Annotated in this window: 21 protein-coding genes; 13 read left to right on the forward strand and 8 right to left on the reverse strand. The window is 59.2% G+C overall.

Annotated elements, in window-relative coordinates; translation table 11 throughout:
* Nucleotides 1-62 precede the first annotated feature (62 nt).
* The 3 genes from ileS to EXZ61_RS16080 all read left to right on the forward strand — a co-directional run bounded on the left by ileS (nt 63) and on the right by EXZ61_RS16080 (nt 4,397).
* Nucleotides 63-2,915: an isoleucine--tRNA ligase gene (gene ileS, locus EXZ61_RS16070; protein ID WP_142812727.1), complete on the forward strand. Its 2,853-nt coding sequence runs from the start codon at nt 63-65 to the stop codon at nt 2,913-2,915.
* The gene (gene lspA, locus EXZ61_RS16075; protein ID WP_142812728.1) at nt 2,915-3,421 is read left to right on the forward strand and encodes a signal peptidase II; all 507 of its coding nucleotides are present in this window, start codon (nt 2,915-2,917) and stop codon (nt 3,419-3,421) included. The genes ileS and lspA overlap by 1 nt, the downstream gene beginning before the upstream one ends.
* A gap of 61 nt (nt 3,422-3,482) precedes the next feature.
* Nucleotides 3,483-4,397, forward strand: a complete 915-nt coding sequence (locus tag EXZ61_RS16080) for a hypothetical protein (protein WP_142812729.1) — start codon at nt 3,483-3,485, stop codon at nt 4,395-4,397.
* A gap of 32 nt (nt 4,398-4,429) precedes the next feature.
* On the opposite strand, the gene EXZ61_RS16085 is transcribed toward EXZ61_RS16080, so the two are convergent.
* From EXZ61_RS16085 to EXZ61_RS16095, 3 genes are all read right to left on the reverse strand, one after another.
* Nucleotides 4,430-5,425, reverse strand: coding sequence for a quinone oxidoreductase family protein (locus EXZ61_RS16085; protein ID WP_142812730.1), 996 nt, complete (start codon nt 5,423-5,425; stop codon nt 4,430-4,432).
* 118 nt (nt 5,426-5,543) lie between these two features.
* The gene (locus EXZ61_RS16090) at nt 5,544-7,274 is read right to left on the reverse strand and encodes a methyl-accepting chemotaxis protein (protein WP_168224796.1); all 1,731 of its coding nucleotides are present in this window, start codon (nt 7,272-7,274) and stop codon (nt 5,544-5,546) included.
* Nucleotides 7,275-7,407: 133 nt separating this feature from the next.
* Entirely contained in the window at nt 7,408-8,286 is an 879-nt protein-coding gene (locus EXZ61_RS16095) for a DMT family transporter (RefSeq protein WP_168224797.1), read from the reverse strand.
* A 134-nt stretch (nt 8,287-8,420) separates the two neighbouring features.
* On the opposite strand from EXZ61_RS16095, the gene EXZ61_RS16100 reads away from it, so the two are divergent.
* Nucleotides 8,421-9,329: a DMT family transporter gene (locus tag EXZ61_RS16100; protein ID WP_142812731.1), complete on the forward strand. Its 909-nt coding sequence runs from the start codon at nt 8,421-8,423 to the stop codon at nt 9,327-9,329.
* Nucleotides 9,330-9,346: 17 nt separating this feature from the next.
* Here the strand turns inward: EXZ61_RS16100 and EXZ61_RS16105 are convergent, their stop codons facing one another.
* Nucleotides 9,347-10,519, reverse strand: coding sequence for an MFS transporter (locus EXZ61_RS16105; protein ID WP_142812732.1), 1,173 nt, complete (start codon nt 10,517-10,519; stop codon nt 9,347-9,349).
* Nucleotides 10,520-10,696: 177 nt separating this feature from the next.
* Here EXZ61_RS16105 and EXZ61_RS16110 point away from each other — a divergent pair, with 177 nt between their 5' ends.
* Nucleotides 10,697-11,653 carry an AraC family transcriptional regulator gene (locus EXZ61_RS16110; RefSeq protein ID WP_201799082.1) on the forward strand — a complete coding sequence of 319 codons (957 nt, stop codon included), beginning with the start codon at nt 10,697-10,699 and terminating at the stop codon, nt 11,651-11,653.
* A 536-nt stretch (nt 11,654-12,189) separates the two neighbouring features.
* Here the strand turns inward: EXZ61_RS16110 and EXZ61_RS16115 are convergent.
* Entirely contained in the window at nt 12,190-12,984 is a 795-nt protein-coding gene (locus EXZ61_RS16115) for an SDR family oxidoreductase (RefSeq protein ID WP_142812733.1), read from the reverse strand.
* 110 nt (nt 12,985-13,094) lie between these two features.
* Here EXZ61_RS16115 and EXZ61_RS16120 point away from each other — a divergent pair, with 110 nt between their 5' ends.
* Both EXZ61_RS16120 and EXZ61_RS16125 read left to right on the forward strand, forming a co-directional pair.
* Nucleotides 13,095-14,021 carry an ROK family protein gene (locus EXZ61_RS16120; protein ID WP_142812734.1) on the forward strand — a complete coding sequence of 309 codons (927 nt, stop codon included), beginning with the start codon at nt 13,095-13,097 and terminating at the stop codon, nt 14,019-14,021.
* Entirely contained in the window at nt 14,018-14,764 is a 747-nt protein-coding gene (locus EXZ61_RS16125; RefSeq protein WP_201799083.1) for a copper homeostasis protein CutC, read from the forward strand. The genes EXZ61_RS16120 and EXZ61_RS16125 overlap by 4 nt, the downstream gene beginning before the upstream one ends.
* Before the next feature lie 22 nt (nt 14,765-14,786).
* On the opposite strand, the gene EXZ61_RS16130 is transcribed toward EXZ61_RS16125, so the two are convergent.
* Both EXZ61_RS16130 and EXZ61_RS16135 read right to left on the reverse strand, forming a co-directional pair.
* Nucleotides 14,787-15,659: a DMT family transporter gene (locus EXZ61_RS16130; RefSeq protein WP_237218982.1), complete on the reverse strand. Its 873-nt coding sequence runs from the start codon at nt 15,657-15,659 to the stop codon at nt 14,787-14,789.
* Nucleotides 15,660-15,730: 71 nt separating this feature from the next.
* On the reverse strand, nt 15,731-16,681 hold the full coding sequence (locus tag EXZ61_RS16135; RefSeq protein ID WP_142812736.1) for a DUF808 domain-containing protein: 951 nt from the start codon (nt 16,679-16,681) through the stop codon (nt 15,731-15,733).
* A 131-nt stretch (nt 16,682-16,812) separates the two neighbouring features.
* On the opposite strand from EXZ61_RS16135, the gene EXZ61_RS16140 reads away from it, so the two are divergent.
* Entirely contained in the window at nt 16,813-18,189 is a 1,377-nt protein-coding gene (locus EXZ61_RS16140) for an esterase-like activity of phytase family protein (RefSeq protein WP_142812737.1), read from the forward strand.
* Nucleotides 18,190-18,358: 169 nt separating this feature from the next.
* Nucleotides 18,359-18,874 carry a 3'-5' exonuclease gene (locus EXZ61_RS16145; protein ID WP_142812738.1) on the forward strand — a complete coding sequence of 172 codons (516 nt, stop codon included), beginning with the start codon at nt 18,359-18,361 and terminating at the stop codon, nt 18,872-18,874.
* A 108-nt stretch (nt 18,875-18,982) separates the two neighbouring features.
* Here EXZ61_RS16145 and EXZ61_RS16150 read toward each other — a convergent pair whose 3' ends face one another.
* Entirely contained in the window at nt 18,983-21,103 is a 2,121-nt protein-coding gene (locus tag EXZ61_RS16150; protein ID WP_142812739.1) for an acetyl-CoA hydrolase/transferase C-terminal domain-containing protein, read from the reverse strand.
* A 137-nt stretch (nt 21,104-21,240) separates the two neighbouring features.
* Here EXZ61_RS16150 and EXZ61_RS16155 point away from each other — a divergent pair, with 137 nt between their 5' ends.
* From EXZ61_RS16155 to EXZ61_RS16170, 4 genes are read left to right on the forward strand one after another with little or no spacing between them, the layout of a single operon-like run.
* A complete protein-coding gene (locus tag EXZ61_RS16155) occupies nt 21,241-21,705 on the forward strand; it encodes a hypothetical protein (RefSeq protein ID WP_142812740.1) in 465 nt (154 codons plus the stop codon).
* The gene (locus EXZ61_RS16160) at nt 21,702-22,268 is read left to right on the forward strand and encodes a hypothetical protein (protein ID WP_142812741.1); all 567 of its coding nucleotides are present in this window, start codon (nt 21,702-21,704) and stop codon (nt 22,266-22,268) included. The genes EXZ61_RS16155 and EXZ61_RS16160 overlap by 4 nt, the downstream gene beginning before the upstream one ends.
* 10 nt (nt 22,269-22,278) lie before the next feature.
* Nucleotides 22,279-23,436 carry a hypothetical protein gene (locus EXZ61_RS16165; protein WP_201799084.1) on the forward strand — a complete coding sequence of 386 codons (1,158 nt, stop codon included), beginning with the start codon at nt 22,279-22,281 and terminating at the stop codon, nt 23,434-23,436.
* Nucleotides 23,437-23,462: 26 nt separating this feature from the next.
* Nucleotides 23,463-23,936 (forward strand): YHS domain-containing (seleno)protein, encoded by a 474-nt coding sequence (locus tag EXZ61_RS16170; protein ID WP_201799085.1) that lies wholly within the window; start codon nt 23,463-23,465, stop codon nt 23,934-23,936.

The following is a 23,936-nucleotide window of genomic DNA, read 5'->3' on the forward strand; positions in this document are numbered from 1 at the left end:
CATGCCACCCGCGCGCGGCCCTTCGCTGCGCCGCCCCCCCCACATTCCTAACAGAGTTCGCCATGACCGACAAAGTTGACTACCGCAGCACCCTGAACCTTCCTGACACCCCTTTCCCCATGCGCGGCGACTTGCCCAAGCGCGAGCCAGGCTGGGTCAAAGCATGGGAAGAACAAGGCGTCTACAAAAAACTGCGTGACGCCCGGGTCAACGCCCCTAAATTTGTGCTGCACGATGGCCCGCCCTACGCCAACGGCAAGATCCACATTGGCCATGCAGCGAACAAAATCCTCAAGGACATGATCGTCAAGACGCGCCAGCTCAAAGGCATGGACGCCGCCTACATTCCTGGCTGGGACTGCCACGGCCTGCCCATCGAAAACGCCATCGAAAAACTCCACGGCCGGAACCTGCAACGCGACGACATGCAAGCCAAGAGCCGCGCGTTTGCCACCGAGCAAATAGACCAGCAACGTGCCGACTTCAAACGTTTGGGCGTTCTGGGCGCTTGGGACACGCCCTACCGCACCATGGATTTTGTGAACGAAGCCGCTGAGATTCGCGCCTTCAAACGTGTCGTGGAGCGCGGTTTTGTGTACCGTGGCTTAAAGCCCGTGTACTGGTGTTTTGATTGCGGCTCCAGTTTGGCCGAATTTGAGATCGAGTACGCCGACAAGAAAAGTACCACCTTGGATGTCGCTTTTGAGTGTGCAGAGCCCGCCAAACTGGCCGCAGCCTTTGGCCTGGAATCGCTGGACCAAGCCGCATTTGCAGTGATTTGGACCACCACCGCGTGGACGATTCCCGCCAACATGGCGCTGAACCTGAACCCCGAGCTGGAATACGCCTTGGTTAAGACCGAGCGCGGCCTATTGGTCTTGGCGCACTCCTTGGTCGAGAAGTGCATGGAGCGCTACCAGTTGACGGGCCAAGTTTTGGCCACAACCCTTGGCAAGAACCTGGGTTTGATCAACTTCAAGCACCCTTTGTACGATGTAGACCCTGGCTACCAGCGCTTTGCGCCGATTTACTTGGCCGACTACGCCACTGCGGACGACGGAACCGGCTTGGTCCACTCTTCGCCCGCGTATGGCGTAGACGACTTCAACAGCTGCATTGCCCACGGCATGAAGTACGACGACATCTTGAACCCCGTGCAAGGCAATGGCACGTATGCCGCCGACTTCCCTCTGTTTGGTGGCATGCACATCTGGAAGGCGGTGCCCGTGGTGATTGAAGCCCTGCGCAACGCAGGCCGTTTGATGACCAGCCATGACATTACCCACAGCTACCCCCATTGCTGGCGCCACAAGACTCCCGTGATCTACCGCGCGGCAGCCCAGTGGTTTGTGCGCATGGACGAAGGCGTGGGCGTGTTCACCACCGACAAAGCCCCCAAAACTTTGCGTCAGCTAGCGCTCGATGCTATTGAGCAAACCAATTTTTACCCTGAAAACGGACGCACCCGTCTGCGGGACATGATCGCCAACCGGCCCGACTGGTGCATCTCCAGGCAACGTAGCTGGGGTGTGCCCGTGCCGTTCTTCTTGCACAAAGACAGTGGAGAGTTGCACCCACGCACGCTAGAAATCATGGACATCGCGGCCCACATGGTGGAGCAAGGTGGCATCGAAGCGTGGAGCAAAGCGAGCGCCGAATCGATCTTGGGCGCAGAAGATGCAGTGCATTACACCAAGAGCACCGATATCTTGGAAGTGTGGTTTGACTCAGGCACCACGCACACGACGGTGCTCAAGACCTCGCACGCCGGGTCAGCACACACCAATGGCCCGGAGGCAGACCTGTACCTGGAAGGCCATGACCAACATCGCGGATGGTTCCACAGCTCTCTGCTGACGGCCTGTGCCATGTACGACCGCGCGCCCTACCGCAGCCTGCTAACCCACGGCTTTACCGTAGACGGCCAAGGCCGAAAGATGAGTAAGAGCATGGGCAACGTGGTGGCCCCGCAAGAAATCAGCGACAAAATGGGCGCAGAGATCCTGCGTCTGTGGTGCGCGTCTACCGACTACTCCGGAGACTTGGGCATTGACGAGAAGATCTTGGCCCGGGTGGTGGACACCTACCGTCGCGTGCGCAACACCTTGAAGTTTTTGCTCGCCAATGTGAGTGACTTTGACCCTGCGGTGGACTCGGTCGCACCGGAGCAGATGCTGGAGATTGACCGCTATGCCCTGAGCCGCGCTGCGCAGTTGCAAGCAGACATCTTGGCCCATTACGAGGTGTATGAATTTCACCCGGTGGTCTCCAAGCTGCAGATTTACTGCAGCGAAGACTTGGGCGCGTTCTACCTCGACATCTTGAAAGATCGCCTGTACACCACCGGCCCCAACTCCTTGGCCCGGCGCTCTGCGCAAACTGCACTGTGGCAGATCACCCAGGCCATGCTGCGCTGGATGGCGCCTTTCTTGAGCTTTACGGCGGAAGAAGCATGGGCGGTCCTGAGTGCTGCAGGGCGCGTGGACGAAGCCCACAAAGCCTCCATCTTCACGGCAACCTATCTCGACTTGGCGGCACCTAACGGTGAGTTGCTAGCGAAGTGGAGCCGTATCCGTGAAATCCGTGAAGCGGTCAACAAGGAAATTGAAGTGCTGCGCGCAGCAGGCCAAGTGGGCGCATCTTTGCAAGCCGAGGTCACGCTGACCCTAGGCGCACCAGACTACGCGCTGCTACACACACTGGGGGCCGACTTGAAGTTCGCCTTCATCACATCCGCTATCAAATTGGTAGCTGGTGACGCCTTATCCATAAGCGTAAACCCCTCAAGTGGCACCAAATGCGAGCGTTGCTGGCACTACTGCGATGACATTGGCAGCGTGGCCGCCCATCCGACCCTGTGCGGGCGCTGCGCCAGCAACCTGGACGGCCCAGGCGAAGCACGGAGTTTTGCTTAATGGCACGCGGCGGCAAGTTCGGCGCACGCAGCGCTAGCGCCGGCATGGTGCCCTGGTTGGCACTGGCAGTGATGCTGCTCATTGCAGACCAGTTCACCAAGGTGCTGATCCTTGGTTACTACCATCTGGGCGACAGCACCTACGTCACCAGCTTCTTTAACGTGGTGCGTGTACACAACTACGGTGCCGCATTCTCGTTCTTGGCGGGTGCTGGGGGCTGGCAGCGTTGGTTTTTCACCATCTTGGGACTTGTGGCGGCCGGCGTCATCGTGTGGATGCTCAAATCGCACCCCGGTCAACGCTTGTTTTCGTTTGCCATGGCCTGCATTTTGGGCGGCGCTATCGGCAACGTGGTGGACCGATTGATGCATGGCTACGTGGTCGACTTCTTGGACTTTCACTGGAGTGGCATGCATTTCCCCGCCTTTAACGTGGCAGACAGCGCCATTACGGTGGGGGCGATTGCCTTGATATTGGACGAGTTGCTGCGGGTTCGCAAAAGCTAAAGTCCCACAGCACAAGTAGCCCGCCGATCCACTACACCAACAGCCCCTAGGGCATGCACTTATGTACAAAACCGCACCAGCATACAGCGTGCTGATCAGCTTGCTGCTCACGCTACCCGTAGCAGCCTACGCCCAGGACAAGTCGCCTACCAGCGAAGCGCCAGCACCCGCAGCCGCCGCTCCAAACGTAAGTGCTAGCTTTGACAAGGCCTTGAACCCCGAAGGCAACTGGTATTTTTCTTGGGGCTATAGCCGCCAACAGTATGCGCCCAGCGACATTCACGTGTCCCAACCCGGCTTGGGCAACGACTTCACAGTGCATCAGGCTAGAGCGAGCGACTTTCCGTCCAGCGTTCAAGACACACTCAGCTCTCTCATCAATTTGGACTTAACCAACCCGCAGGAAAACTTGCGCATTGGCAAGTTCATGAACCCCGAGAAAACATTTGCCATTGAGTTCTCGCTAGACCATAGCAAGTACAACGTGGACCTAGGGCAAACCGTCGGTGTGAGTGGAACCATCAACGGAGCGCCGGCCAACCCCAACATGGTGGTAGACGCGCAAAACTTCAACTACGCCCTGCACAACGGTTTGAACCACGTCATGGTCAACGCTGTGTGGTTAAAGCACTTGCACGGCCCTGAAAATGCAGCCGGTGACTTACAACTCATCAGCCGTTTAGGCGCGGGGGTATTGATTCCCCATGCAGACAACACCATCTTGGGCAAACAAAACGAGGTAGGGCCCAAGAACGAAAATGTCTGCTGTTTCTCCAGCAAAGACTGGTGGCAAATCAACGGTTGGACCACCGGCGTAGAAGTCGGGGTGCGTTACCGCGTTTACAAGTCCATGTTCATAGAGCTAACCGGCAAACTGGCTTACGGCGTTCTGAAAAACGTTCCGGTGTACCAAGGTGTTGCGGACCAGAAAATCTGGATGTCTGAACAAGTGCTCTCCGCAGGCTTCTTGTTCTAATGGCGGCTGCGCTGTCTAGCGCAGCCCAGGCATTACAAAGTCAATACCGTGCAGCCAGTCGTTTGCCGCGCCTCCAAGGCTTGGTGCGCCTGTTGCACTCGCTCCAAAGGGTAACGTTGGTCAATGCGGATTTGCACTTGGCCACTCATGACCACCGAGAACAAATCATCGGCCATGGATTGGGTGCTCTCACGCGTGGCGATGTGGGTAAACAAAGTCTGACGGGTGACGTACACCGAGCCCTTGGGCCCCAAAATGCCAGGTGCAAAGGGAGCGACAGGGCCCGACGCATTGCCGAAGCTTGCCATGAGGCCAAAGGGCGCCAAACAATCCAAGGACTTGTCCCACGTGTCTTTACCGACGGAGTCGTAGACCACTTTGACACCTTTACCGGCCGTGATTTCCTTTACGCGTGCCAGAAAGTCATCTTTGGCATAGTTAATGGCGTGCTCAGCCCCATGCGCCAAAGCGAGTTCGCACTTGGCGTCTGAGCCTGCCGTACCAATCAAACGCAAGCCTAGGGCCTTGGCCCATTGGCAAGCGATGAGGCCCACGCCCCCCGCAGCCGCATGAAACAACACGAAATCACCCGGATTTAAGCCGCCCTGAGGCAGGGTGCGCTTGAGTAGGTACTGGGCGGTCAAGCCCTTCAACATCATGGCGGCGCCTGTCTCAAAAGTAATGGCATCGGGAAGGCGGCACACGCACTTAGCCGGCAACACACGCAGATCGCAGTAACTCCCGGGCGGGTTGCTGGCATAGGCCACACGGTCCCCGGCCTGCAGGTGCTGCACCTCAGCCCCCACCGCTTCCACAATGCCCGCCCCTTCCATGCCCAATTGCAGTGGCAGCGGGTTGGGATACAAGCCCGTGCGTTGGTACACATCAATAAAGTTCAGGCCCACCGCATGGTGGCGGATCCGCACCTCGGCAGGTCCGGGCTCACCTACCTGAACGTGGACCAGCTTTAGTTGCTCGGGTCCACCAAACTGTTCGATGTGAATGGCGCGGGATGGATGCATGGACATACAAGTGTTCCTCTCAGCTTCGTAAATTCATCGGATCATGGCCCAAAAACAAAAGGCCAGCGTAGCAGCTGGCCTTTTGAGCGCACGTAGCCCACGTGCACTCACTTTGACTTAGGCCTTAGAACGTTTCCCAGTCATCATCGCCGCCCTGCGGCGTAGCCTTGGCAGGGGTGCTGGGGCCCAGCTTGGGGGCAACAGGTCTTGGTGCGGCGGCTTTAGCTACCAACTGAGGGGCTTTGGTGCTCGGCATCGCCGCCCGTTGGGGAGTGCTTGGTGGCGATCTATGCGCGCTGGCAGACCGTGCTCCGTAAGCGCCTTGCCCTGCGGGTAGTTTGAACGCAGCGACAGAATCGACCAAATCATGGGCCTGTCCTTTCAAGCCGCTGGCCGCCGCCGCCATTTCTTCTACCAAAGCTGCGTTTTGTTGTGTCGTCTGATCAATCGCGGTGACTGCCTCGCCCACTTGCGAAACCGCTGTAGCTTGCTCGCTGCTAGCAGCGCTGATTTCGCCCATGATGTCATTGACCCGTTTGATGGAGCTCACCACCTCGGTCATCGTCACGCCCGCTTGGTCTACCAAGGTAGAGCCTTGCTCCACCCGTTCCACACTGGCACTAATCAAGGACTTGATTTCTTTGGCAGCTTCGGCCGACCGCCCCGCCAAGGAGCGCACCTCGCTGGCCACTACCGCAAACCCACGCCCTTGCTCGCCGGCCCGTGCAGCTTCCACCGCCGCGTTCAGGGCCAAGATATTGGTCTGGAACGCGATGCCGTCAATCACACTAATGATGTCAGCAATCTTGCGTGAGGACTCGTTGATGCCCTTCATGGTGGCAACCACTTGCTCCACCACATCGCCACCTTTGACGGCTACGGTACTGGCATTCATGGCGAGTTGATTGGCTTGGCGTGCGTTGTCGGCGTTTTGCTTTACTGTGGCACTCAGCTCCTCCATGGTGGCAGCAGTTTCTTCCAAAACACTGGCCTGCTGTTCGGTACGGGCCGACAAATCGTGGTTGCCAGACTCGATCTCTCCACTGGAAGACGCCACGCTCTCTGCCCCTTGGCGCACGCCCGCCACCAAGCTCGACAGACTAGATTGCATGCGCTGCATGGCCCCCATGAGCATGGCGACCTCATCCGTGCCACGCACTTGGATGGTATTGCTCAAGTCCCCGCCAGCCACCACTTCCGCGACCGTAACCGCCTCCTCAAGAGGCCGCACAATGCCACGACTCAACCAGACGCTAGCCGCAATGCCAAGGGCAGTGACCAGTACCATCAAGCTGTACGCCAACACACGGCTGTTTTTTGCAATAGCCAAGGCGTGCGCTTCAGCGTCTGCTTCTTCCATGGAAAGTTGCTTCTTGAGTTCATTCAAAGTGGCGATAGCGTCACGGTCTTTGCCGCGCGCCGCGCTGTCACCGACCGCAGAATCAAAACCAGACGACTTTAATTCCTCAAACGCTTTGTTGTAGCCCTCACGGGCACTGGAAATCTGAGGCAATATTTTTTGGAACAAGGCCTTGCTGGCCTCGCTGCTGAGCTTGGGCTCCAGCTGCTTGAGACTAGCCTCCATTTGTCCCATTTCTTTTTGGTGGGCGGCCCAATACTTATCGAGATCTTCAGGTTTCTTGCCCCGCAACAGAGTGTTCTTCCACTCTTGAATGCCCACCAAAAAATTGTGGTCTGCATCATTCACGTACTTATGTGCCTCTGACGCGTTGGCCACCTCAGTGCCGTACACGTCCAAGGCTGCTGACAACCTAGACATGCCAAACATGCCACTCAGAAACAAAAACAAGAGCGCACCTGCGAACGCCAGTGGTAGTTTGACGCTGAGTTTCATCGTGCAATCCCTATAAGTAAGAACTTTCAAGCTACGAGCCAGCGGAGTCTAGCCCCGGCGGGATGGAGTCGCAAGCACTACTTTCAGGCCTAACGGCGCCCTTTTGCAGTCAACCCTGTCGATTTACTCGGTATCAGGGGGCAATAACAGGCTCTTGCGCACGCTCATGCCGAATCAAATAAACCCCGCTGGCCACAATAATGGCAGCGCCTACCAAGGTGTAGTGGTCAGGCAGTGTGCGCCAGATCGCCCAATCCAAACCCATGCCCCACGCCAAGGCGGTGTACTCAAACGGGGCCACGGCAGAGGCTTTGCCAGTCTGAAATGCCTCTGTAATCGCCACACCACCTAAAAAACCTGTGCCCCCCAACGCTGCCAGCAGCAACCAGTGTTCTGGGCGAATAGCCACCCACATCGGCAGCGCCAATGCGCCAGCACCTATGGTCAGCATGGCGGTGGTCCAAAACACCACTTGAACCGAAGAGTCCGTCCGGCTCAAAACCCGTGCTGCCACCGCTGACATGGCATACATGCATGCAGCGGCCAATACCGCCATCGCGCCTAGCGAGAAGAAAGCGGCACCGTCGGGGCGCATAGCAATCAAAACCCCCGCGAAGCCCACCGCGATGGCCACCCAGTGCAAAGGCAATACTTTTTCCTTGAGTACCGGGATCGACAGCATGGTGATCAACAAGGGGGCGACAAAGAACACCGCATAGGCATCCGTCAGAGGGAGCTCGCTTAAGGCGTAGGTGAACAAGCTCAGCATGCCCACACTGAACACCCCCCGCAACAGATGCAAACTCCAGCGCACTTGGAGCAGGGTGCGTGCTTCACCGCGCCAAAAGACATAGACGCACACCAAGGGCAAAGCGGTCACTCCACGCAAGGCAGCCACCTGCATGGCGGGGTAAGTGCTGCCTAGGGTTTTGAGCACCGCATCCATCAGGGAGAAAAAACCAACCGCCACCACCATCGCGACGATGCTGCGCATGTTTCCAGAAGCTTGCATAGAGAAGAAGCCAGACAAATACCCATTCTAGTAAGTGCACCGCCGCAGTGCATTAACTCCCCTGTGCGCCCTGCCCTTGCGGGTATTGAAGGACCCAAGGCCAGAAGAAACGAGGCAAGGTACCATCCCTGCCCATGACCCAACGCCTCACCCCGACTGCAGCTCTTCTTCTCGTAATTCCACCGCTCCTATGGTCAGGTAACGCTGTGGTGGGGCGCTTGGTAAGTCCACTGGTCTCGCCCATGACACTCAACCTGCTGCGCTGGGCCATTGCCTTGGTGCTTTTGTTGCCCTTTGCCGCGCATGTGTTGCGACGCGACAGTGTGCTGTGGCCGCAGTGGCGGCGCTTTGCCGCCCTGAGCTTTTTTAGTATTGGGGCTTACAACGCCTTGCTCTATCTGGCGCTGAACACCTCTACACCCATCAACGTCACCCTGGTCGGCGCCAGCACACCGGTATGGATGCTGCTCATTGGTCGGCTGTTCTTTAAGGCCCCCATTAGCCAAAGGCAATGCTGGGGTGCCGTTCTGTCTGTAGCGGGCGTGGTCTTGGTGCTGTCCCGTGGGCAATGGGCCTTGCTACTCAACCTGCGTTTGGTCGTGGGCGACTTGTATGTCCTGATGGCTTCGTGCGCTTGGGCTTACTACAGCTGGATGCTCTCGCGCCCAAGCCCCGAGTCAGCCTCCTTGCGGGCCGATTGGTCGGCCTTTTTAATGGGGCAAATTGTGTTTGGCTTAGGCTGGTGCCTAGCCTCCACGGGAGTGGAGTGGACCGCAACGCCTGCCCATATTGAATGGGGTTGGCCCCTGATCTCTGCCTTGGCCTTTATCGCGGTAGGGCCTGCAGTGATTGCCTATGCGTCTTGGGGCGCTGGGGTAGCGCGTGCGGGGCCAGCGGTTGCCGGCTTTTTTATCAACCTCACGCCCTTGTTCACAGCCTTGCTCTCCGCTGCATTTTTGGGAGAGGCGCCACAACTTTTTCACGGTCTGGCGTTTGCTTTGATTGTCTCTGGCATCGTCTTGTCCACCCAGCGCAAAGGGTGATGCAAAGGGCACTGCCCTCACGGTGCTTTGTCAGGAACGCGATGCGCAAACGCAGCCAGCGTGGCAGCACCTAGTACGACCACCCCCATGGCCATGGTCAAAGAAACATGTTGTGCGATGGCCCCAATCACGGGCGGCCCGACCATAAACCCGCTGTAGCCAATGGAGGACACCGCCGCTATGGCCGCTGCAGGCGTAGTACCTGGCACGCGGGCTGCCGCGGTGTACAAAATAGGCACCACCATCGCCAAGCCAGCGCCAGCAATCGCAAACCCGACAAGCGACACCCACGGCAACGCGAACAGCAACACGACTGCCATGGCGACTGCTGTCACAAGACCACTGGCCTGCAGCAATAGGCGCTCACTAAATCGGTGGCGAAAGCTGTCGGCTGCGAAACGCATGGCGGCCATGGCCCCCGAGAAGGCTGCGTAACCCAAGGCGGCTTGGTCTTGCGGCATGCCCACCTCTTGTTTGAGGTAGAGCACACACCAGTCGTACACAGCACCCTCCGCGCTCATGCCGGTGAATATCAGCAAGCCAATCACGAGCAGCGCTCCACGCGGCCAAGCAAAACGCGCACCTTCACCGGCCTTGGGGGCTGCGGTTTCTGTAGGCAACATCCACCGCGAACCGACCAGCACACTGACCGCAACCAATACCCCCACAGCGGCAAGCTGAGTACTGGCGGGCAATTGCAGTCGCAACAGCGCCGACATCAAGGCCGCGCCTACCATGGCACCTACGCTAAACATGCCATGCAGGCCCCCCATGATGGGCCGACCACCCGCTGCCTCGAGCGCTGACCCTTCGGTATTGATGGCAACGTCATACACACTCATGGCCGCACCAAATAGCAGCATGGTCGCAAGCAGCACGCCGTAGTTGGGCCAGTGCAGTACCAGCCCCAGCATGGCAGCCATCGTGACCGCGCACAGCGCAGTCGCGTTGCGCGCGCCCAAACGTCCAATCATTCGGCCCGCAAACAGCAGGGAGGCCACTGCGCCTATCGCTGCTGCAACCAAGACCAACGACAAGGCCGAAGGCTCCAACCCATAGTGGTCTTTGACGGAGGGGATGTGCACCCCCCAAGAGCCGCCCAGCACGCCCAACGCGGCAAACATACCCCGTGTGGCCCAAACCGCATGGCGAATCTGCCGCGGCGAACCATGCACCTGCGCTTGGCTCATGCTGCCCCCCCGCGTTGAAACGCACTTCGGGCCATGCACTGAGCACTAAGAATAAGGTAAATCTTGGACGACATAAGTACAGTACTTTTCACTAGAATTTGCCAAGGCGTTGGCTTGTATGTCTATCGATCGTAGGCCAAAATGCCCCAAGTCGCAAAGCAAAGCGGTACCAAAGTAATGTCAAAAATAGCAAAATTCTTAGATCAAGAATTGCCGCCGCAGTGCAGTCAACCCGCCGTAGCGGCCGACGACCCCGACGCACCCGCCTTAGCCCTGCGATTGCGCCGGCACTTGGCCCATTTCATCACCTTGGCAGCCACCGGCAGCTTGCCGCTAGTGCCCCCGCCTGCGCAAGCCCATTGGGCCGCGCGCGGGGCAGGCCATTTCCATTTAGGGGCCGAGCTGTTTTTACAGATGCAAGGCTATACCGAGTTTCGATTTCCGCAGGGGCAGGTCACGCTGCGGGCAGGCGAAGCCTTGCTCATGCCGCCAAAGCTGCTCCACGACGAATGGGTGGGGGGCGATGCCCACGGCCCCTTTGCGAACCTGGTGATCTACGCCGACAGCCAAGCCGTGTCGTGCCACATTGCCAATGAAGCCCAACCACAGCGGCCCGGCAACCTGTACCTAGAGTCGTGCCAGCACCCGGATGCAGCACGCATTGAAGGCTGGTTGGTCGATGCCACCCAGGCCCCCACCCAAGACACCCACGGGCTCTGGCCCGTGCAGCAGCGCGCCTTGGTACTGACCGCACTCAGCGGCGTGTCACGCCTCTTGGATGCGCCCGAGCAGCTGGTGTCCCACGAGCCCCCACTGTTTGCAAAATTGCGCATGCACATTCAAAACCGTCTGGGCGATGTTGACCTCACGGTGGCCAGCTTGGCAGAGGCTGTGGGTTGTAGTGCGGACTACCTTTCGCACCTGTACAGCCAGCACACGGGGGAGCACCTGTGGCAGGTGGTACTGCGCCTGCGTTTGGCGCGCGCGGCCCGTTTGCTCAAAGAGGATGACTCGGCGGTGAAGGAGATTGCTTGGTGCTGCGGGTTTGCCAGTTCCAGCCATTTCATTCGCTGCTTTAAGCAGCAGTTTGGGACTACGCCTAAGGTGTATCGGGCGCAGGCTTTGGTTTCCTGAGCTGCTCCCTCTCTTCATGAATGCTCTTGTCTCCTAGTTGCGGGTTTGGTGGTGTGGCTTGGTTTATTGACTCCCACTCCCCCCAGCCCCCTCGCCCCGTCGGCGAGGGGGAGCCTTGAACTGCCGATTTGATTGTTTTACCCCGGACACACGGCTACCCAAGAGCCGCTGCCAACGGGTGGGCGCGCCACGGCTATGGCGAGCGGTCGTAGAACTTCACAGGGATGTGTGCGCACCGACTGGCGCGCTTCGCCGCCAGCAGCCAGAGGCGACAGTTAATGCAGTACGTATACCTATCGCGACGCAACTGGCAGGCGCAGCTGCCAGCGTTGGCACACCAACGTGCGCGAAGTATCTACAACCGCACCGCTAGCGCCGTGGCGAACAGCAAAATTGGCAACGCCACCCCAGTAATTCCGCATCCGGAATCCAGCCACCAAATCGGCAGTTCAAGGCTCCCCCTCGCCGACGGGGCGAGGGGGCTGGGGGGAGTGGGAGTTAAAAAGAACGCTGGAACTCAAACAAAACAACGAAAACTAGAAAGTCCCCGAGTAAGCCCCCCCATCCAACAACACATTCTGCCCCGTCATATAAGCCGCCTGCTGGCTGCACAAAAAGGCACACACCTGACCAAACTCCTGAGGCGTGCCATAGCGCCCCATCGGAATCTGTGCCTGCTGGCTTGCGCGGATTTCTTCCACCGATTTGCCACTTTTATTAGCCGTTGCCTGCACCGTGGCCGCAATGCGGTCGGTGTCAAACTTGCCTGGCAAAAGGTTGTTGATGGTCACGCCCTTGGCCGCCAAACTAGAGCGGGCGACACCGGCGACAAAACCGGTCAAGCCACTGCGTGCGCCGTTGGACAAACCCAAGATATCAATGGGCGACTTCACCGAGCTGGAGGTGATGTTCACAATGCGCCCAAAGCCACGTGCTGCCATGCCGTCTACCGTGGCTTTGATGAGCTCGATGGGGGTCAGCATATTGGCGTCCACCGCTTTGATCCATGCGTCCCGGTCCCAGTCTCGAAAATCCCCCGTAGGCGGCCCACCCGCGTTGGTCACCACAATGTCAAAGTCTTTGCGCACCGCAAACACGGCCTCACGCCCCGCCACCGTGGTGATGTCTTGGGCACAAAAAAGCACACTAGCGCCCGTAGATTGTGCGTGGTTAGCTATCAAATTTGAAGCAGCTTGCGCAAGCAGCGCTTCGCCCCTGGCCACAATGAGCACATTCACCCCCTCTTGCACCAGTGCCTGCGCGCAGCCTAGTCCCAAACCTTTGCTCGCGCCGCACACCAGCGCCCATTTGCCCTGCAGTCCCAAATCCATAGCCGTACCCCTTGTCTCGTTGACCGCAGCCCGTAGTGGCTGGGTCGGTTGATGATACAAACGCAGGCGCGGCACCCGCCGGTTTCTCTGCATCTACCCCTGTTTTTCTGATGATTACTTGTTTTGACATTGGCGGCTCTTCCATCAAAGTGGCCGTGGCCCACAGCCCCGACAAGGTCGTGGCCGGGCGAACACTGCCGACCCCCTTGCATGACTTTGAGGCCTTCGTGGCCACCATGCAGACGCTAATCGCCGATGGCCCACCAGCGGCCCACCAGCTCGTCTCTATCTCGATTTGCGGGGTGGTCGATCCCGAAACGGGTGCCCTCAAATGCGCCAACATTCCCTGCATTGACGGACGCACCTTAGACCAAGACCTGGAGCACCGTTTGGGCTGCGTGGTGCTGGTCGCCAACGACGCCGACTGCTTCACCATGGCAGAAGCCGTGGCTGGCGCAGGCCGAGGCCACCGTGTGGTGTTTGGTGCCATCTTGGGCACCGGCGTGGGCGGAGGCTTGGTGATTGACGGCACGTTGCTCACCGGCGCTGGTGGCTACGCGGGCGAGTGGGGCCATGGGCCTATCACTGCCACTCAGGCAGGCAACCCCGCGGTGGACGTACCGCGCTTTGCCTGTGGCTGCGGCCAGGTCGGTTGTGTGGATGCGGTAGGTGGCGCGCGTGGCTTGGAGCGGCTGCACGCACATTTGCACAGCACCACCCTGCGCAGCACCGACATCATGGCGCAGTGGCTCAACCCGCAAGATGCACACCACGCCCAGGCCTGCCAAACCATGGACTGCTATGTGGACTTGGTGGCCGAGCCGCTGGCCTTGGTGGTCAACGTGGTGGGGGCTTCGGTCATTCCTGTCGGGGGCGGCTTGTCCAACGTCAAGCCTTTGCTATCCCGACTCGACTCCGCTGTGCGCGCGCGCATTTTGCGCACCACGCACGCGCCTTTGGTGGTACCCAGCCAGTGCACCGTAGAGCCCGGCCTCATTGGCGCAGGCATTTTGGGTCTGAATAAGGCCCAGGCGTGAGCACCCTGCATCCGCCAGTGCGTGCCCCTCTGGTTGAAGTCTGCGTGGACTCTGCGGCAGGCTTAGCGGCAGCCATTGCGGGTGGGGCTGACCGCATAGAGCTGTGCAGTGCGCTCGCCGTGGGCGGCCTCACACCCACCGCCGGCCTCATGGCGCTGGCGGCCCAAAGCCCGGTGCCGGTGTATGCCATGGTGCGGCCCCACCCGGGCGACTTCGTCTTTACTGCGGCCGATGTGGACGCCATGCGCCATGACATCGACACCGTGCGGGCTTTGGGCCTGGCCGGAGTGGTGCTGGGGGCCAACCTGGCCGATGGGCAGCTTGATGGTGCCACGCTGCACACCCTGCGCCAGCACGCCCAGGGCTTGGGTGCCACGCTGCACCGCGCCTTTGACATGGTGCCCCATATCGCCGACGCCGTAGAGATGGCCGTGCAACTCCGGTTTGAACGTATCTTGAGCTCTGGACGTGCCGCCACTGCGCTGGCGGGCTTGCCTGATTTGGCCCTGACCTGCCAAGCCGCAGCAGGCCGCATCAGTGTGATGCCGGGCTCAGGCGTTCGGCCAGACAACGTGGCAAGCCTGCGCGCTGCGCTGCCCGATGTCTATGAGGTGCATGGCGCATGCACACTTGCCGCACCGTATGTGCATCAGCGCGCCATTGACTTGGGGTTTTGCCAGCCCCTGATGCGACACACCAGCGCGCACGAGGTGCGGGCGATGAAGGCGGCGGTTCTCACGTAAACGCGGGGCGCTTTTGGGGGCGCTAAGGCTTGCGGGTGCAGACGTACACCCCAGCCAGCACCAAGGCCGTGCCCGCAATGATCCAGCTATTGAAGGGCTCACCCAGCACCAGCACGCCCATGGCAATGGTCGACATGGGGCCCACCATGCCCACTTGGGCCGCCAAGCCCGGGCCAATGCGCTCAATGGCCATCATCACCATGAGCACCGGCACCACGGTGCAAAGCGTGGCATTCAAAACCGAGAGCCATAGCACCGCAGGCGCCAGCTCCCACACCAGAGCCACCGGGCGCAAGAGCACAAACTGCCCGATACACAGCACGCAGGCTATGCTGGTGGCCAGACCCACCAAACGCAGCGAGCCCAAGCGCTGCACCAGCTCACCGCTGTAGGCCAGATAAATGGCATAACTCACCGCGCTCAAAAACACCAGAACGGCACCCAGCGCCACATCGGGGCCTTGCAGGCTGGCCTCGTGGCCAAACACCAGCAGCACACCGCTGTAGCTAATGGCCATGCCCAGAGCTTGCCAACGGCCAATGGGGCGCTTGTACAGCAGCAGCCCCAAGAGCAGCACGATGGTGGGGTTCAGGTACAGCACCAAACGCTCCAGCGAGGCCGAGATATAGGCCAGCCCCGCAAAATCCAGAAAACTCGCCAAGTAATACCCGGTGAACCCTAGCCCCGCAATGCCCAGCCAGTCCTTGTGGGAAAGCGCCACTGGGTCAGCACCTCCAGGACCTTTGCCTGGTCGGCTCGCCCACCAAGCAATCACCAAAAAAAAGGGAAGTGCAAACACCATGCGCAGCATGATGAGCGTGACCGCATCCACCCCATGGCGGTAGGCCATCTTGATGATGATGGCCTTGCCGCTAAAGGCAATGGAGCCGGCCATGGCCAGCACCAACCCAAATGCTATATTTTTAGGAGCTGCTTGCGCAGTATCTACGGGCGCAATAGCCACTTTTAGCCCTTAAATCGCTTCAAAACCGCCTGGTAGGCCGTCACGCCCAGCAAAACCAAGGCGCCTGCCAGCACACCCACGACGGCATCCGCCAGCACCGGGCCAAGCGATTGGACCGCGTTGGCCAGCATGCCTTGGGCGGTGCCCACTGGGCCGAGCCAAGCTTCAATAGCATGGTGCAGCCACGGCATGCCATGCACCAAGATGCCGCCACCCACCAAGAACATGGCGACGGTGCCCGCCACCGACAGGGCCTTCATCAACCACGGTGCCGCCCACAGCACCGCCGCACCCATGCGCCGTTGTAATTGGGCCCATGCGCCCGCAGCGGTTTTGCGGCTCCAGTACAGGCCCAGGTCATCCAGCTTCACAATGCCCGCCACTGCGCCGTACACCCCCACGGTCATGACCACCGCAATGCCGCTGAGCACGGCCACTTGCGTGAGCCAAGGCTGGGTTTGCACGGTGCCCAAAGTGATAGCAATGATTTCTGCCGACAGCACAAAGTCGGTGCGCACAGCGCCTTTGATCTTGTCTTTTTCCAAGGCCACAAGGTCCACTGCGGGGTCGCTCAGCGCGTTGCGCAAAGCGGCTTGGTGCGCGGCATCGTCTTCGCTATGGCTGAGGTATTTGTGGGCCAGCTTTTCAAACCCTTCAAAGCACAGGAACGCGCCCCCCACCATGAGCAGTGGCGTCACCGCCCAAGGCGCCAGCCAGCTAATCACCAAGGCGGCGGGCACCAAAATCAGCTTGTTCATAAACGAACCCCGGCACACCGCCCACACCACGGGCAACTCGCGGTCGGCCTGTACCCCAGCCACTTGCTGGGCGTTTAAAGCCAAGTCGTCGCCCAACACACCGGCAGTTTTTTTGGCCGCCACTTTGGTCAGCAAGGCCACGTCATCCAAGAGGGCGGCAACGTCGTCAATCAGGGCTAAAAGGCTGCTGGCCATACGTCGTTTGTGCAAGTTGAAAACTGCATTGTCGCCGTACTGAAGCCAGTCAACCGGGTTGACCCGTGTCATCGGCATTTCACACAAGCGCTCTACGCTTGCGCGCTTCTCTCACCCACTGGAAAACATCGATGTTTCGTTTTGCATTCACATCCCGTGCTGCTGCCTTCGCACTGGCCCTCAGCGCACTGACCGCGCAAGCCCAAACCGAAGTCACCGCTGTCTTGGCGGGCCACGCGGCCGTGCCGTTCAACACCACCGTGGCTGCCCCTAAAGAAGCAGGCCCGCTGTTTGCCACTGCAGGCAAGTTCACCGCCGGCAACCGTCTACGCTCAGAAACCTTGGGCAGCGTGCCTGGCATCAGCTTTGTCGGTGACCCTAAGTACCCCCGCGCCTCAGGCGGCAGCTTGCCGATTGAAGGCCAATCGGTACAAGGTTTCTCTGGCATCGTGTCCTTGGGCAAGGGCGAGTTTTTGGCTCTGACTGACAACGGCTTTGGCAGCAAGATCAACTCCCAAGATGCCTTGCTCATGGTGCACTTGGTCAAGGCCGATTGGGCCAGCGGCAAGGTCACACGCCAACACACCACCTTTTTGCGTGACCCCGATCGCAAAGTGCCTTTCCACATCAACAACGAGAACACCAGCACCCGCTACCTGACCGGCTCTGACTTTGACCCCGAGTCCATCCAAGTGGTGGGCAACGAGTGGTGGATTGGCGACGAGTTTGGCCCTTACATCTTGCGTGTGAACCACCAAGGTGTGGTCCAAGGCGTGATTGAGACCGTGGTGGGCGGCAAAGCCTACCGTGGACCAGACCACTACATGAATGGTCGCCTGCCCAACTACCCCGGCGACGCTGGCTTTGAAGTGCGCCGTTCCGGCGGCTTTGAGCCCATGGCCAAGTCCATGGACGGCAAAACCATGTACCCCATGTTTGAGTGGCCTCTGTGGGATGCTGCTACCAAAGCCCAAGAAAGCCGCAATGGCAAGCAGTTCACCCGCATTTTGGAGCTAGACATTGCCAGCCAAAAATACAGCGAGCGCCAGTGGAAATACAGCTTTGAAGAAAACGGCAACATCGCCGCCGACTTCCAAATGCTGGACGCCACCACCGGCTTGGTGATTGAGCGTGACGACGCAACCGAAGGCGCAGGCCCTGGCTGCCCTGGTGAAGCCCGCACCGACTGCTTTACCCGCCCTGCCAAGTTCAAGCGCATTTACAAGATCGACTTCGCCCAAACCGACGCCGATGGTTTTGTCAAAAAAGTGGCCTACATTGACCTCACCAAAATCAGCAACCCCAACAAGCTGGCCAAGGTGGGCCCCAATGAAGACAACTTCGTATTGCCCCACCTCGGGCCAGAAGGTCTCGCAGTGGTGGATGCCCAGCACATTGTGGTGGTGAACGACAACAACTTCCCCTTCTCCTCGGGCCGCACCTTGGGCAAGCCGGATGACAACGAGCTCACGCTCTTGAACATCAAAGCCTTGATCGACGCGAAGTAAGCTTCGCCTACCCTCTTGGTTAAGCACAAAGGCCATCCCTTGGCAACAGGGGATGGCCTATTTACTTGGGGCTAGGAGCAGGCGCACAATGCATCGCAAAGTGGGGCGCACATGCAGTCATTGGGATGCTGCAGCGCAACATGCGTCGATTCTTGCTTTGCACCCTGCCATGACACACGCTACCGCAGAAATTGCCGTTTGCCCCACCGTATTGGACGTCGAAGCCTCCGGCTTTGGGCGCAACAGTTACCCCATTGAAGTGGGCTTTGCGCTGCCCAATGGCCACACCTTTTGCACGCTGATTCGCCCTGAGGCCGAGTGGACCCATTGGGATGCGCAAGCGGAAGCGCTGCACCACATCTCACGCACTTTGATCGAGCAACGGGGCCAACCTGCCCGAGAGGTTGCCCGGCTTTTGAACACCCATTTGCAAGGGCAGACCGTGTACTCCGACGGCTGGGCCAATGACTACAGCTGGATTGGCGCCTTGTTTGACGCCGCAGGCATTGCGCCGAAGTTCAAGCTAGAAAACCTGCGCGCCCTGCTCAACGAAACCGAAGCCGACCAGTGGCACATCGTCAAGGCCGAGATCAGCCACGAGCGCGGCACCCAGCGCCACCGCGCCAGTGCCGATGCCCGCATGCTGCAACTCACGCTGCAGCGCCTGCGCCGGGGCAGCCACTAAGCTCCCCATGGGCGCAAAGATGCCATACCAACAGCGACCACGCGCTTCCATATAGATAGCAAACCACTCAATATCCATGGGCGCTGCAGCTATTTTTTTAAAGCGCTCCTAAAGATTCCCGGCAAACAGGCGGCGCATCAGCAAGTCTTTGATGCTGTGGGCGTCGTCCAGCCCTAGGCGCTCTAGGTAGGCTTGCGGGGCTTCTTTGCCATCCCATAGGCTTTTCACGGCCATCACAAACAGCTCGCCCGGGTGGCTGCTGGCGTGCTTCAATTTTTTCATGGCGCGCACCATGTGCTGCTCGTCTTCAGTGAGGTCTGTACCAAACGGAAAGTCGGGCAGCAGGCCCGCTTGGGCCCAAGGGCGCAAGGTGGCTTGCAGGGTTTCGGGGAGGTTGTGGCGGTAAGCGGCGGGCACTTCGTAGTCACTCTCCAGCTTGCCGTGCGCCTTGGCCTGGCGCACCAGCTCGGGCTGGAAGCGCGAGTCTGCCACCGCAATGAGGCGTTTGACGACCTCGCTGTCCGACTGGCCGCGCAACTCCGCCACGCCATATTCGGTAACCACCACATCGCGCAAATGCCGGGGAATGGTGACGTTGCCGTAGCTCCAGACGATGCTGCTTTTGAGGCCGTCTTTGTTGTCATGGGTGGCGCGCAGCATCATGACCAAGCGCGCATCGGGCAGCGCGTGGGACATGGCGACAAAGTTGTATTGCCCACCTACCCCGCTCACCACCTGGCCAGACTCCAGCGCATCGCTGGCAGCAGCCCCCAAGAGGGTCACGACCATGGTGGTGTTCATAAAGCGCGCCTTGCGGCGCTGTGCACGCTTCAAGGCGTCGTCGCCATAGAGCTGGTTGATGAAGTCGATGCGGGTCATGTCGATCTTGGCCAGCTCTTGCTCAGGCATGGAACGCAGCCGCTCGTAAAAGTCACGCGGCCCTAAGAAAAAGCCACCCGTCATGCTGATGCCACCCAGGAGCCGTGACCCCAGCATATGGGCGCAGACATGTTCAAACACAGCTTCGTCCCGCAGCTTGTTGGCATAGCGGTGGTGGCCACACACCAGGGTTTCGCCATCTAGCTGCACTTCAGGGCGTAGCACGCCGTAGTGCTTTAAGAAATCCAGATCGCCCTGCCCTAATGAAGAACGCACACGCCTTGCATCCAAGAGGGCGCGCAGGGTTTGGGGCGTGACGGTTTCATCGGCAATCGCCCCAGAGTTCAATAGCTGCTGCAACACCGTATCGCCATACACCTCGCGGCGAATAATGCCGGCTTCAATCAAACGCAAGAAGGCGTTCACAAACATCTCTGAGCAGCCATACAGGCCCTGGTCAAACCGGCCTAGCTCGCGGCCTTGCAGGCCCGCCGGACACAGCGACTTCAAAATATTCTGAAACTCCACGCCATGGCGATCCCGCACCAACAGGGCTTGGCCGATGGCGTCGCCCAGTGAGCCAATGCCAATTTGCAGCGTGCCCCCGTCGGCCACCAAACTGGCAGCATGCAGGCCAATAGCGTAGTCCGCCGCGCTGACTTTGGCGTTAGGCGGTGCAAACACATCGTGGGTCGCGGCGGGGTCGTTGAGCACCACGTCAAAGAATGCGGGGCTCACTTCGGCGCCATGGGGCATAAAGGGCATGGCGTGGTTGATCACACCAATCGTCATCAGAGGCAGGCCCGCGCTGCGCATTTTGTCTACCACTTCGTGCGAGACGTCAGGGTTGCTCGAAAGACTCAAGCGCAAACCATGCGCGCCTTCTTTGGCCGCAACAGCTTGGGCCAGAACGTTGATGCCCTGCACCGCCATGTCGCGGGCCACAAAGGTGTAGTTGGTGGAGATGTAGCCCAGCTGGGCTGCGCTGTTGCCTAGGTAGTCACCCGTCTTCAGGAAAAACTCGCGCACCTCAATATTGGGCGGCAAGCAGCCCGCGCGGGAATCTTTGACGTAATCCAAGTCGGGGTAGTTGCCAAACACCCGCTCCACCAGGGGTTCTAAAAAGTGCTTTTCGAGCGGGCTGTGGCCCACCGGCTTTTCGAGCGACAGCGCGGTGATGATGCGCAACTTGCGCAAAGGGTTGCCTTTGATGCGGCGGTACAGCGCATTCACAAACGGGTTGGGCTTGCCTACGCCCAGGGGAATACCCAGCACGATGTCGCCAGCAATGCTGTCAAGGACATGGTCTACACAGGCATCAATGGAATCCATCAATAAAGGCTGGGTCATGGGGGTGCTCTCCTAGTGTCTTTGTTTTTAGCTGGTCAGTATCGGCACATCCGCTCCCAAGATTCTTGATATGGGACAAGTTTTTTGCCAGAAGCACAAGTTTTGTAAGGTTTATCCATGGCCTGCGACCAAAGGCCATGTTGAGCGAAAACCCCACACAGCTGTTCAGTACGGCAGCCACTACACCAAGCACACGGCTAGGGCTGCTTCGCACCTTGCGTGGCTTGATGGACTCCTGGTTGGGTGCCATTTTGGGTGGCGCTGTGTACGGCGCATGGGCGGTGTGGGCCAACTGGGCGGACGGTGCTAACCAAGCCTTGAAAGTAGGGCTTGCACACTGGAGCACCAGCGCCTTACTCACCTTCTTTGGAACCATGGCCATGCGCTTTTTTTACGGCCAAGCCCATGGAGCAGCGGGCGGACTGCGCGCCATGGCGGGCGGCTTGTGTCTAACCTACGCCACGCTGCTGGTGGTGCACGGGCTCATAGGCACCCAGCACGTTTTGCTCACACTGGCCCCGGGTTTGATTCCCAACTTTTTGTTTTGTACCAGCTACGCCTTGCTCCTGATGCGTACCCAACCTTTGAAAGCACTCGCATGACCCACGCCCCCCCCCTAGGTACCGCAGCGCAGCTGAGCAAATACACCCACGCGGTGCTCACGCAAATGGCCAGTGTGGTCCAGCCGCACCTCGAGAAGGCTGACCAAGCCTACGCTTTGCATTTGGGTGCGCACATGCGCCACATCATTGAACACTACGACACGCTGGCCAACGCTTTGGCCGTCTCCGACGTGGCCGCGCTGCGCCCCTATGTCGCCGACTACGATGCGCGTGAACGCAACTTGGCACTTGAAACCATGCCTGAAGTGGCCATGGAGCGCATCCACAAGCTGATGCGTATGCTGACCGACCTCAGTACCACCACCATGGAGCGCAGCGTAGAAGTGCATACCCGCGGGGGACTCCTGGGCGAGTTGGACTTTAAGACGGTCTCCAGCGTAGCGCGTGAGTTGATGTTCTTGAACAGCCATGCCACCCACCACTTTGCGGTCATGCAAGCCTACGCCCACCAGCGGGGTGAGACCTTGGGCGCCGGTGTAGGCAAGGCACCTGCTACGGTGGCGCACGAACGTAAGCAGTTGTGCGAAACGGCACAGGCCTAAGGAGATTGCCATGATGGACATGCACGCCCCCCTGCCACCCAGCGCCGCGCCGCGCGGCTTGCACCCTTCTGCCCTGCCATGGCAAGCCGAAGTGCAGGACGCCCCCCCACAGCCCAGTTGGCTCCAAAGCCTGCAGATCAGGGTGGAGCGCGCGGTACGTTGGGAGTTCTGGCCCTCGTGGCTGTACTACGGCCCCATCGTGCTGTGGATACTGTGGTTAGGACTCAAACACCGCAGCCCCATGGCGTTTACCGCTGCCAACCCAGCACTCGAAGCCGGCGGCATGGTAGGTGAAAAAAAGCACCTAGCGCTCGCCCCGCTTCAGAACAACGCTCCCGATTTGGTAGCGAAATTTACACTTATCGAGTCTGCAGATGCCACCGAGCGCACGGCTGCGGCCATGGCGTTTGCCCAGATACAAGGTATGCCACTGGTACTCAAACCCAATGTAGGGCAACGCGGGCGCGGCGTTTTCGTGGCCCGGACACAGGCCGAAGTGCGTGACTACATGACCCGGTTCAAAGGCGATGTGATTGCGCAGCGGCACATTGGCGGCGAGGAGTTTGGCGTGTTTGTGGCACGCGCTCCAGGGGAACTGCAGCCACGCATTCTGTCCATCGTGCACAAAACTTTTCCCACAGTCACAGGCAATGGCACGCTCAGTTTGCGTGAACTCATATTGGCAGACGCCCGTGCACGCCTGATTTCTAGCCTGTTATTTGAGCGCTGGGCGCATGAGCTAGACCGTGTGCCTGCCATCGGTGATGTGGTCAAACTGGTGGAGATTGGCGCGCACTGCCGTGGCAGTCTCTTCTTGGACGCGGCCGAACATGCAACCCCAGCCCTGGTCGCCACGCTCACCCGTTTGCTAGATGCCGTGCCCGGCTATGCCTTTGGCCGCATGGACCTGCGCGTGCCCAGCGTGGCGCACTTTAGGCGCGGTGAGGGTCTGCAGGTACTGGAACTCAACGGTGTATCTGCTGAGAGCGCGCACATTTACCACCCGGGAACACCTTTGCTTACCGGCTACAAGGCCATGTTTCACCAATGGTCCACCGCCTTTGCCATAGGCGCAGCCTACGAAAAACAGGGCGTTGCTACCACCTCCGCTTGGAGCTTGCTGCAACAATTTTTAGCCGACTTGCGCCGCAGCGAAACTTGGTTTTAACCCCTTCCTATCGCACCACATTGACTATGAAAAACAAACACTACTTTCGCCACTTGCTTGTGATGTTCAGCATGCTCTTAGGCCTCAACGCCTTGGCTGCACCGCCCATCAACACCTTGAAGAACTCGTTTTTCGCCACCACGACGGACACCGCTATCAACGGCTACGACAGCGTGGCCTATTTCACTAACAATGCCCCGGTCAAAGGCTCGGACAGCTTGGTCTGGGAGTGGAAAGGGGCCAAATGGAAGTTTTCCACGGCCGCCAACTTGGAACTCTTTAAAGCCAACCCCGACAAATACGCCCCGCAGTACGGTGGCTACTGTGCCTATGGCGTTGCCAAAGACAATTTGGTCAAGGTAGACCCCGAGCAGTTCACCATTTTGGACGGCAAGCTGTACTTGAACTACGACGCTTCGGTGCAAAAAGAATGGGCCAAAGACCGCGCCGGTTTTATCAAGCAAGCGGATGCCAAGTTTCAAAGCCTGTTGGCCAAGTAA

It is taken from the genome of Rhodoferax aquaticus, from assembly GCF_006974105.1.
Lineage (GTDB): Bacteria > Pseudomonadota > Gammaproteobacteria > Burkholderiales > Burkholderiaceae_C > Allorhodoferax > Allorhodoferax aquaticus_A.

What these genes read in the sequence shown, in the direction of transcription:
- ileS (WP_142812727.1), top strand. Translation starts at nt 63, where the DNA reads ATGACCGACAAAGTTGACTACCGCAGCACCCTGAACCTTCCTGACACC.
- lspA (WP_142812728.1), top strand. Translation starts at nt 2,915, where the DNA reads ATGGCACGCGGCGGCAAGTTCGGCGCACGCAGCGCTAGCGCCGGCATG.
- EXZ61_RS16080 (WP_142812729.1), top strand. Translation starts at nt 3,483, where the DNA reads ATGTACAAAACCGCACCAGCATACAGCGTGCTGATCAGCTTGCTGCTC.
- EXZ61_RS16085 (WP_142812730.1), bottom strand. Translation starts at nt 5,425, where the DNA reads ATGTCCATGCATCCATCCCGCGCCATTCACATCGAACAGTTTGGTGGA.
- EXZ61_RS16090 (WP_168224796.1), bottom strand. Translation starts at nt 7,274, where the DNA reads ATGAAACTCAGCGTCAAACTACCACTGGCGTTCGCAGGTGCGCTCTTG.
- EXZ61_RS16095 (WP_168224797.1), bottom strand. Translation starts at nt 8,286, where the DNA reads ATGCAAGCTTCTGGAAACATGCGCAGCATCGTCGCGATGGTGGTGGCG.
- EXZ61_RS16100 (WP_142812731.1), top strand. Translation starts at nt 8,421, where the DNA reads ATGACCCAACGCCTCACCCCGACTGCAGCTCTTCTTCTCGTAATTCCA.
- EXZ61_RS16105 (WP_142812732.1), bottom strand. Translation starts at nt 10,519, where the DNA reads ATGAGCCAAGCGCAGGTGCATGGTTCGCCGCGGCAGATTCGCCATGCG.
- EXZ61_RS16110 (WP_201799082.1), top strand. Translation starts at nt 10,697, where the DNA reads ATGTCAAAAATAGCAAAATTCTTAGATCAAGAATTGCCGCCGCAGTGC.
- EXZ61_RS16115 (WP_142812733.1), bottom strand. Translation starts at nt 12,984, where the DNA reads ATGGATTTGGGACTGCAGGGCAAATGGGCGCTGGTGTGCGGCGCGAGC.
- EXZ61_RS16120 (WP_142812734.1), top strand. Translation starts at nt 13,095, where the DNA reads ATGATTACTTGTTTTGACATTGGCGGCTCTTCCATCAAAGTGGCCGTG.
- EXZ61_RS16130 (WP_237218982.1), bottom strand. Translation starts at nt 15,659, where the DNA reads ATGGCCGGCTCCATTGCCTTTAGCGGCAAGGCCATCATCATCAAGATG.
- EXZ61_RS16135 (WP_142812736.1), bottom strand. Translation starts at nt 16,681, where the DNA reads ATGGCCAGCAGCCTTTTAGCCCTGATTGACGACGTTGCCGCCCTCTTG.
- EXZ61_RS16140 (WP_142812737.1), top strand. Translation starts at nt 16,813, where the DNA reads ATGTTTCGTTTTGCATTCACATCCCGTGCTGCTGCCTTCGCACTGGCC.
- EXZ61_RS16145 (WP_142812738.1), top strand. Translation starts at nt 18,359, where the DNA reads ATGACACACGCTACCGCAGAAATTGCCGTTTGCCCCACCGTATTGGAC.
- EXZ61_RS16150 (WP_142812739.1), bottom strand. Translation starts at nt 21,103, where the DNA reads ATGACCCAGCCTTTATTGATGGATTCCATTGATGCCTGTGTAGACCAT.
- EXZ61_RS16155 (WP_142812740.1), top strand. Translation starts at nt 21,241, where the DNA reads ATGTTGAGCGAAAACCCCACACAGCTGTTCAGTACGGCAGCCACTACA.
- EXZ61_RS16160 (WP_142812741.1), top strand. Translation starts at nt 21,702, where the DNA reads ATGACCCACGCCCCCCCCCTAGGTACCGCAGCGCAGCTGAGCAAATAC.
- EXZ61_RS16165 (WP_201799084.1), top strand. Translation starts at nt 22,279, where the DNA reads ATGATGGACATGCACGCCCCCCTGCCACCCAGCGCCGCGCCGCGCGGC.
- EXZ61_RS16170 (WP_201799085.1), top strand. Translation starts at nt 23,463, where the DNA reads ATGAAAAACAAACACTACTTTCGCCACTTGCTTGTGATGTTCAGCATG.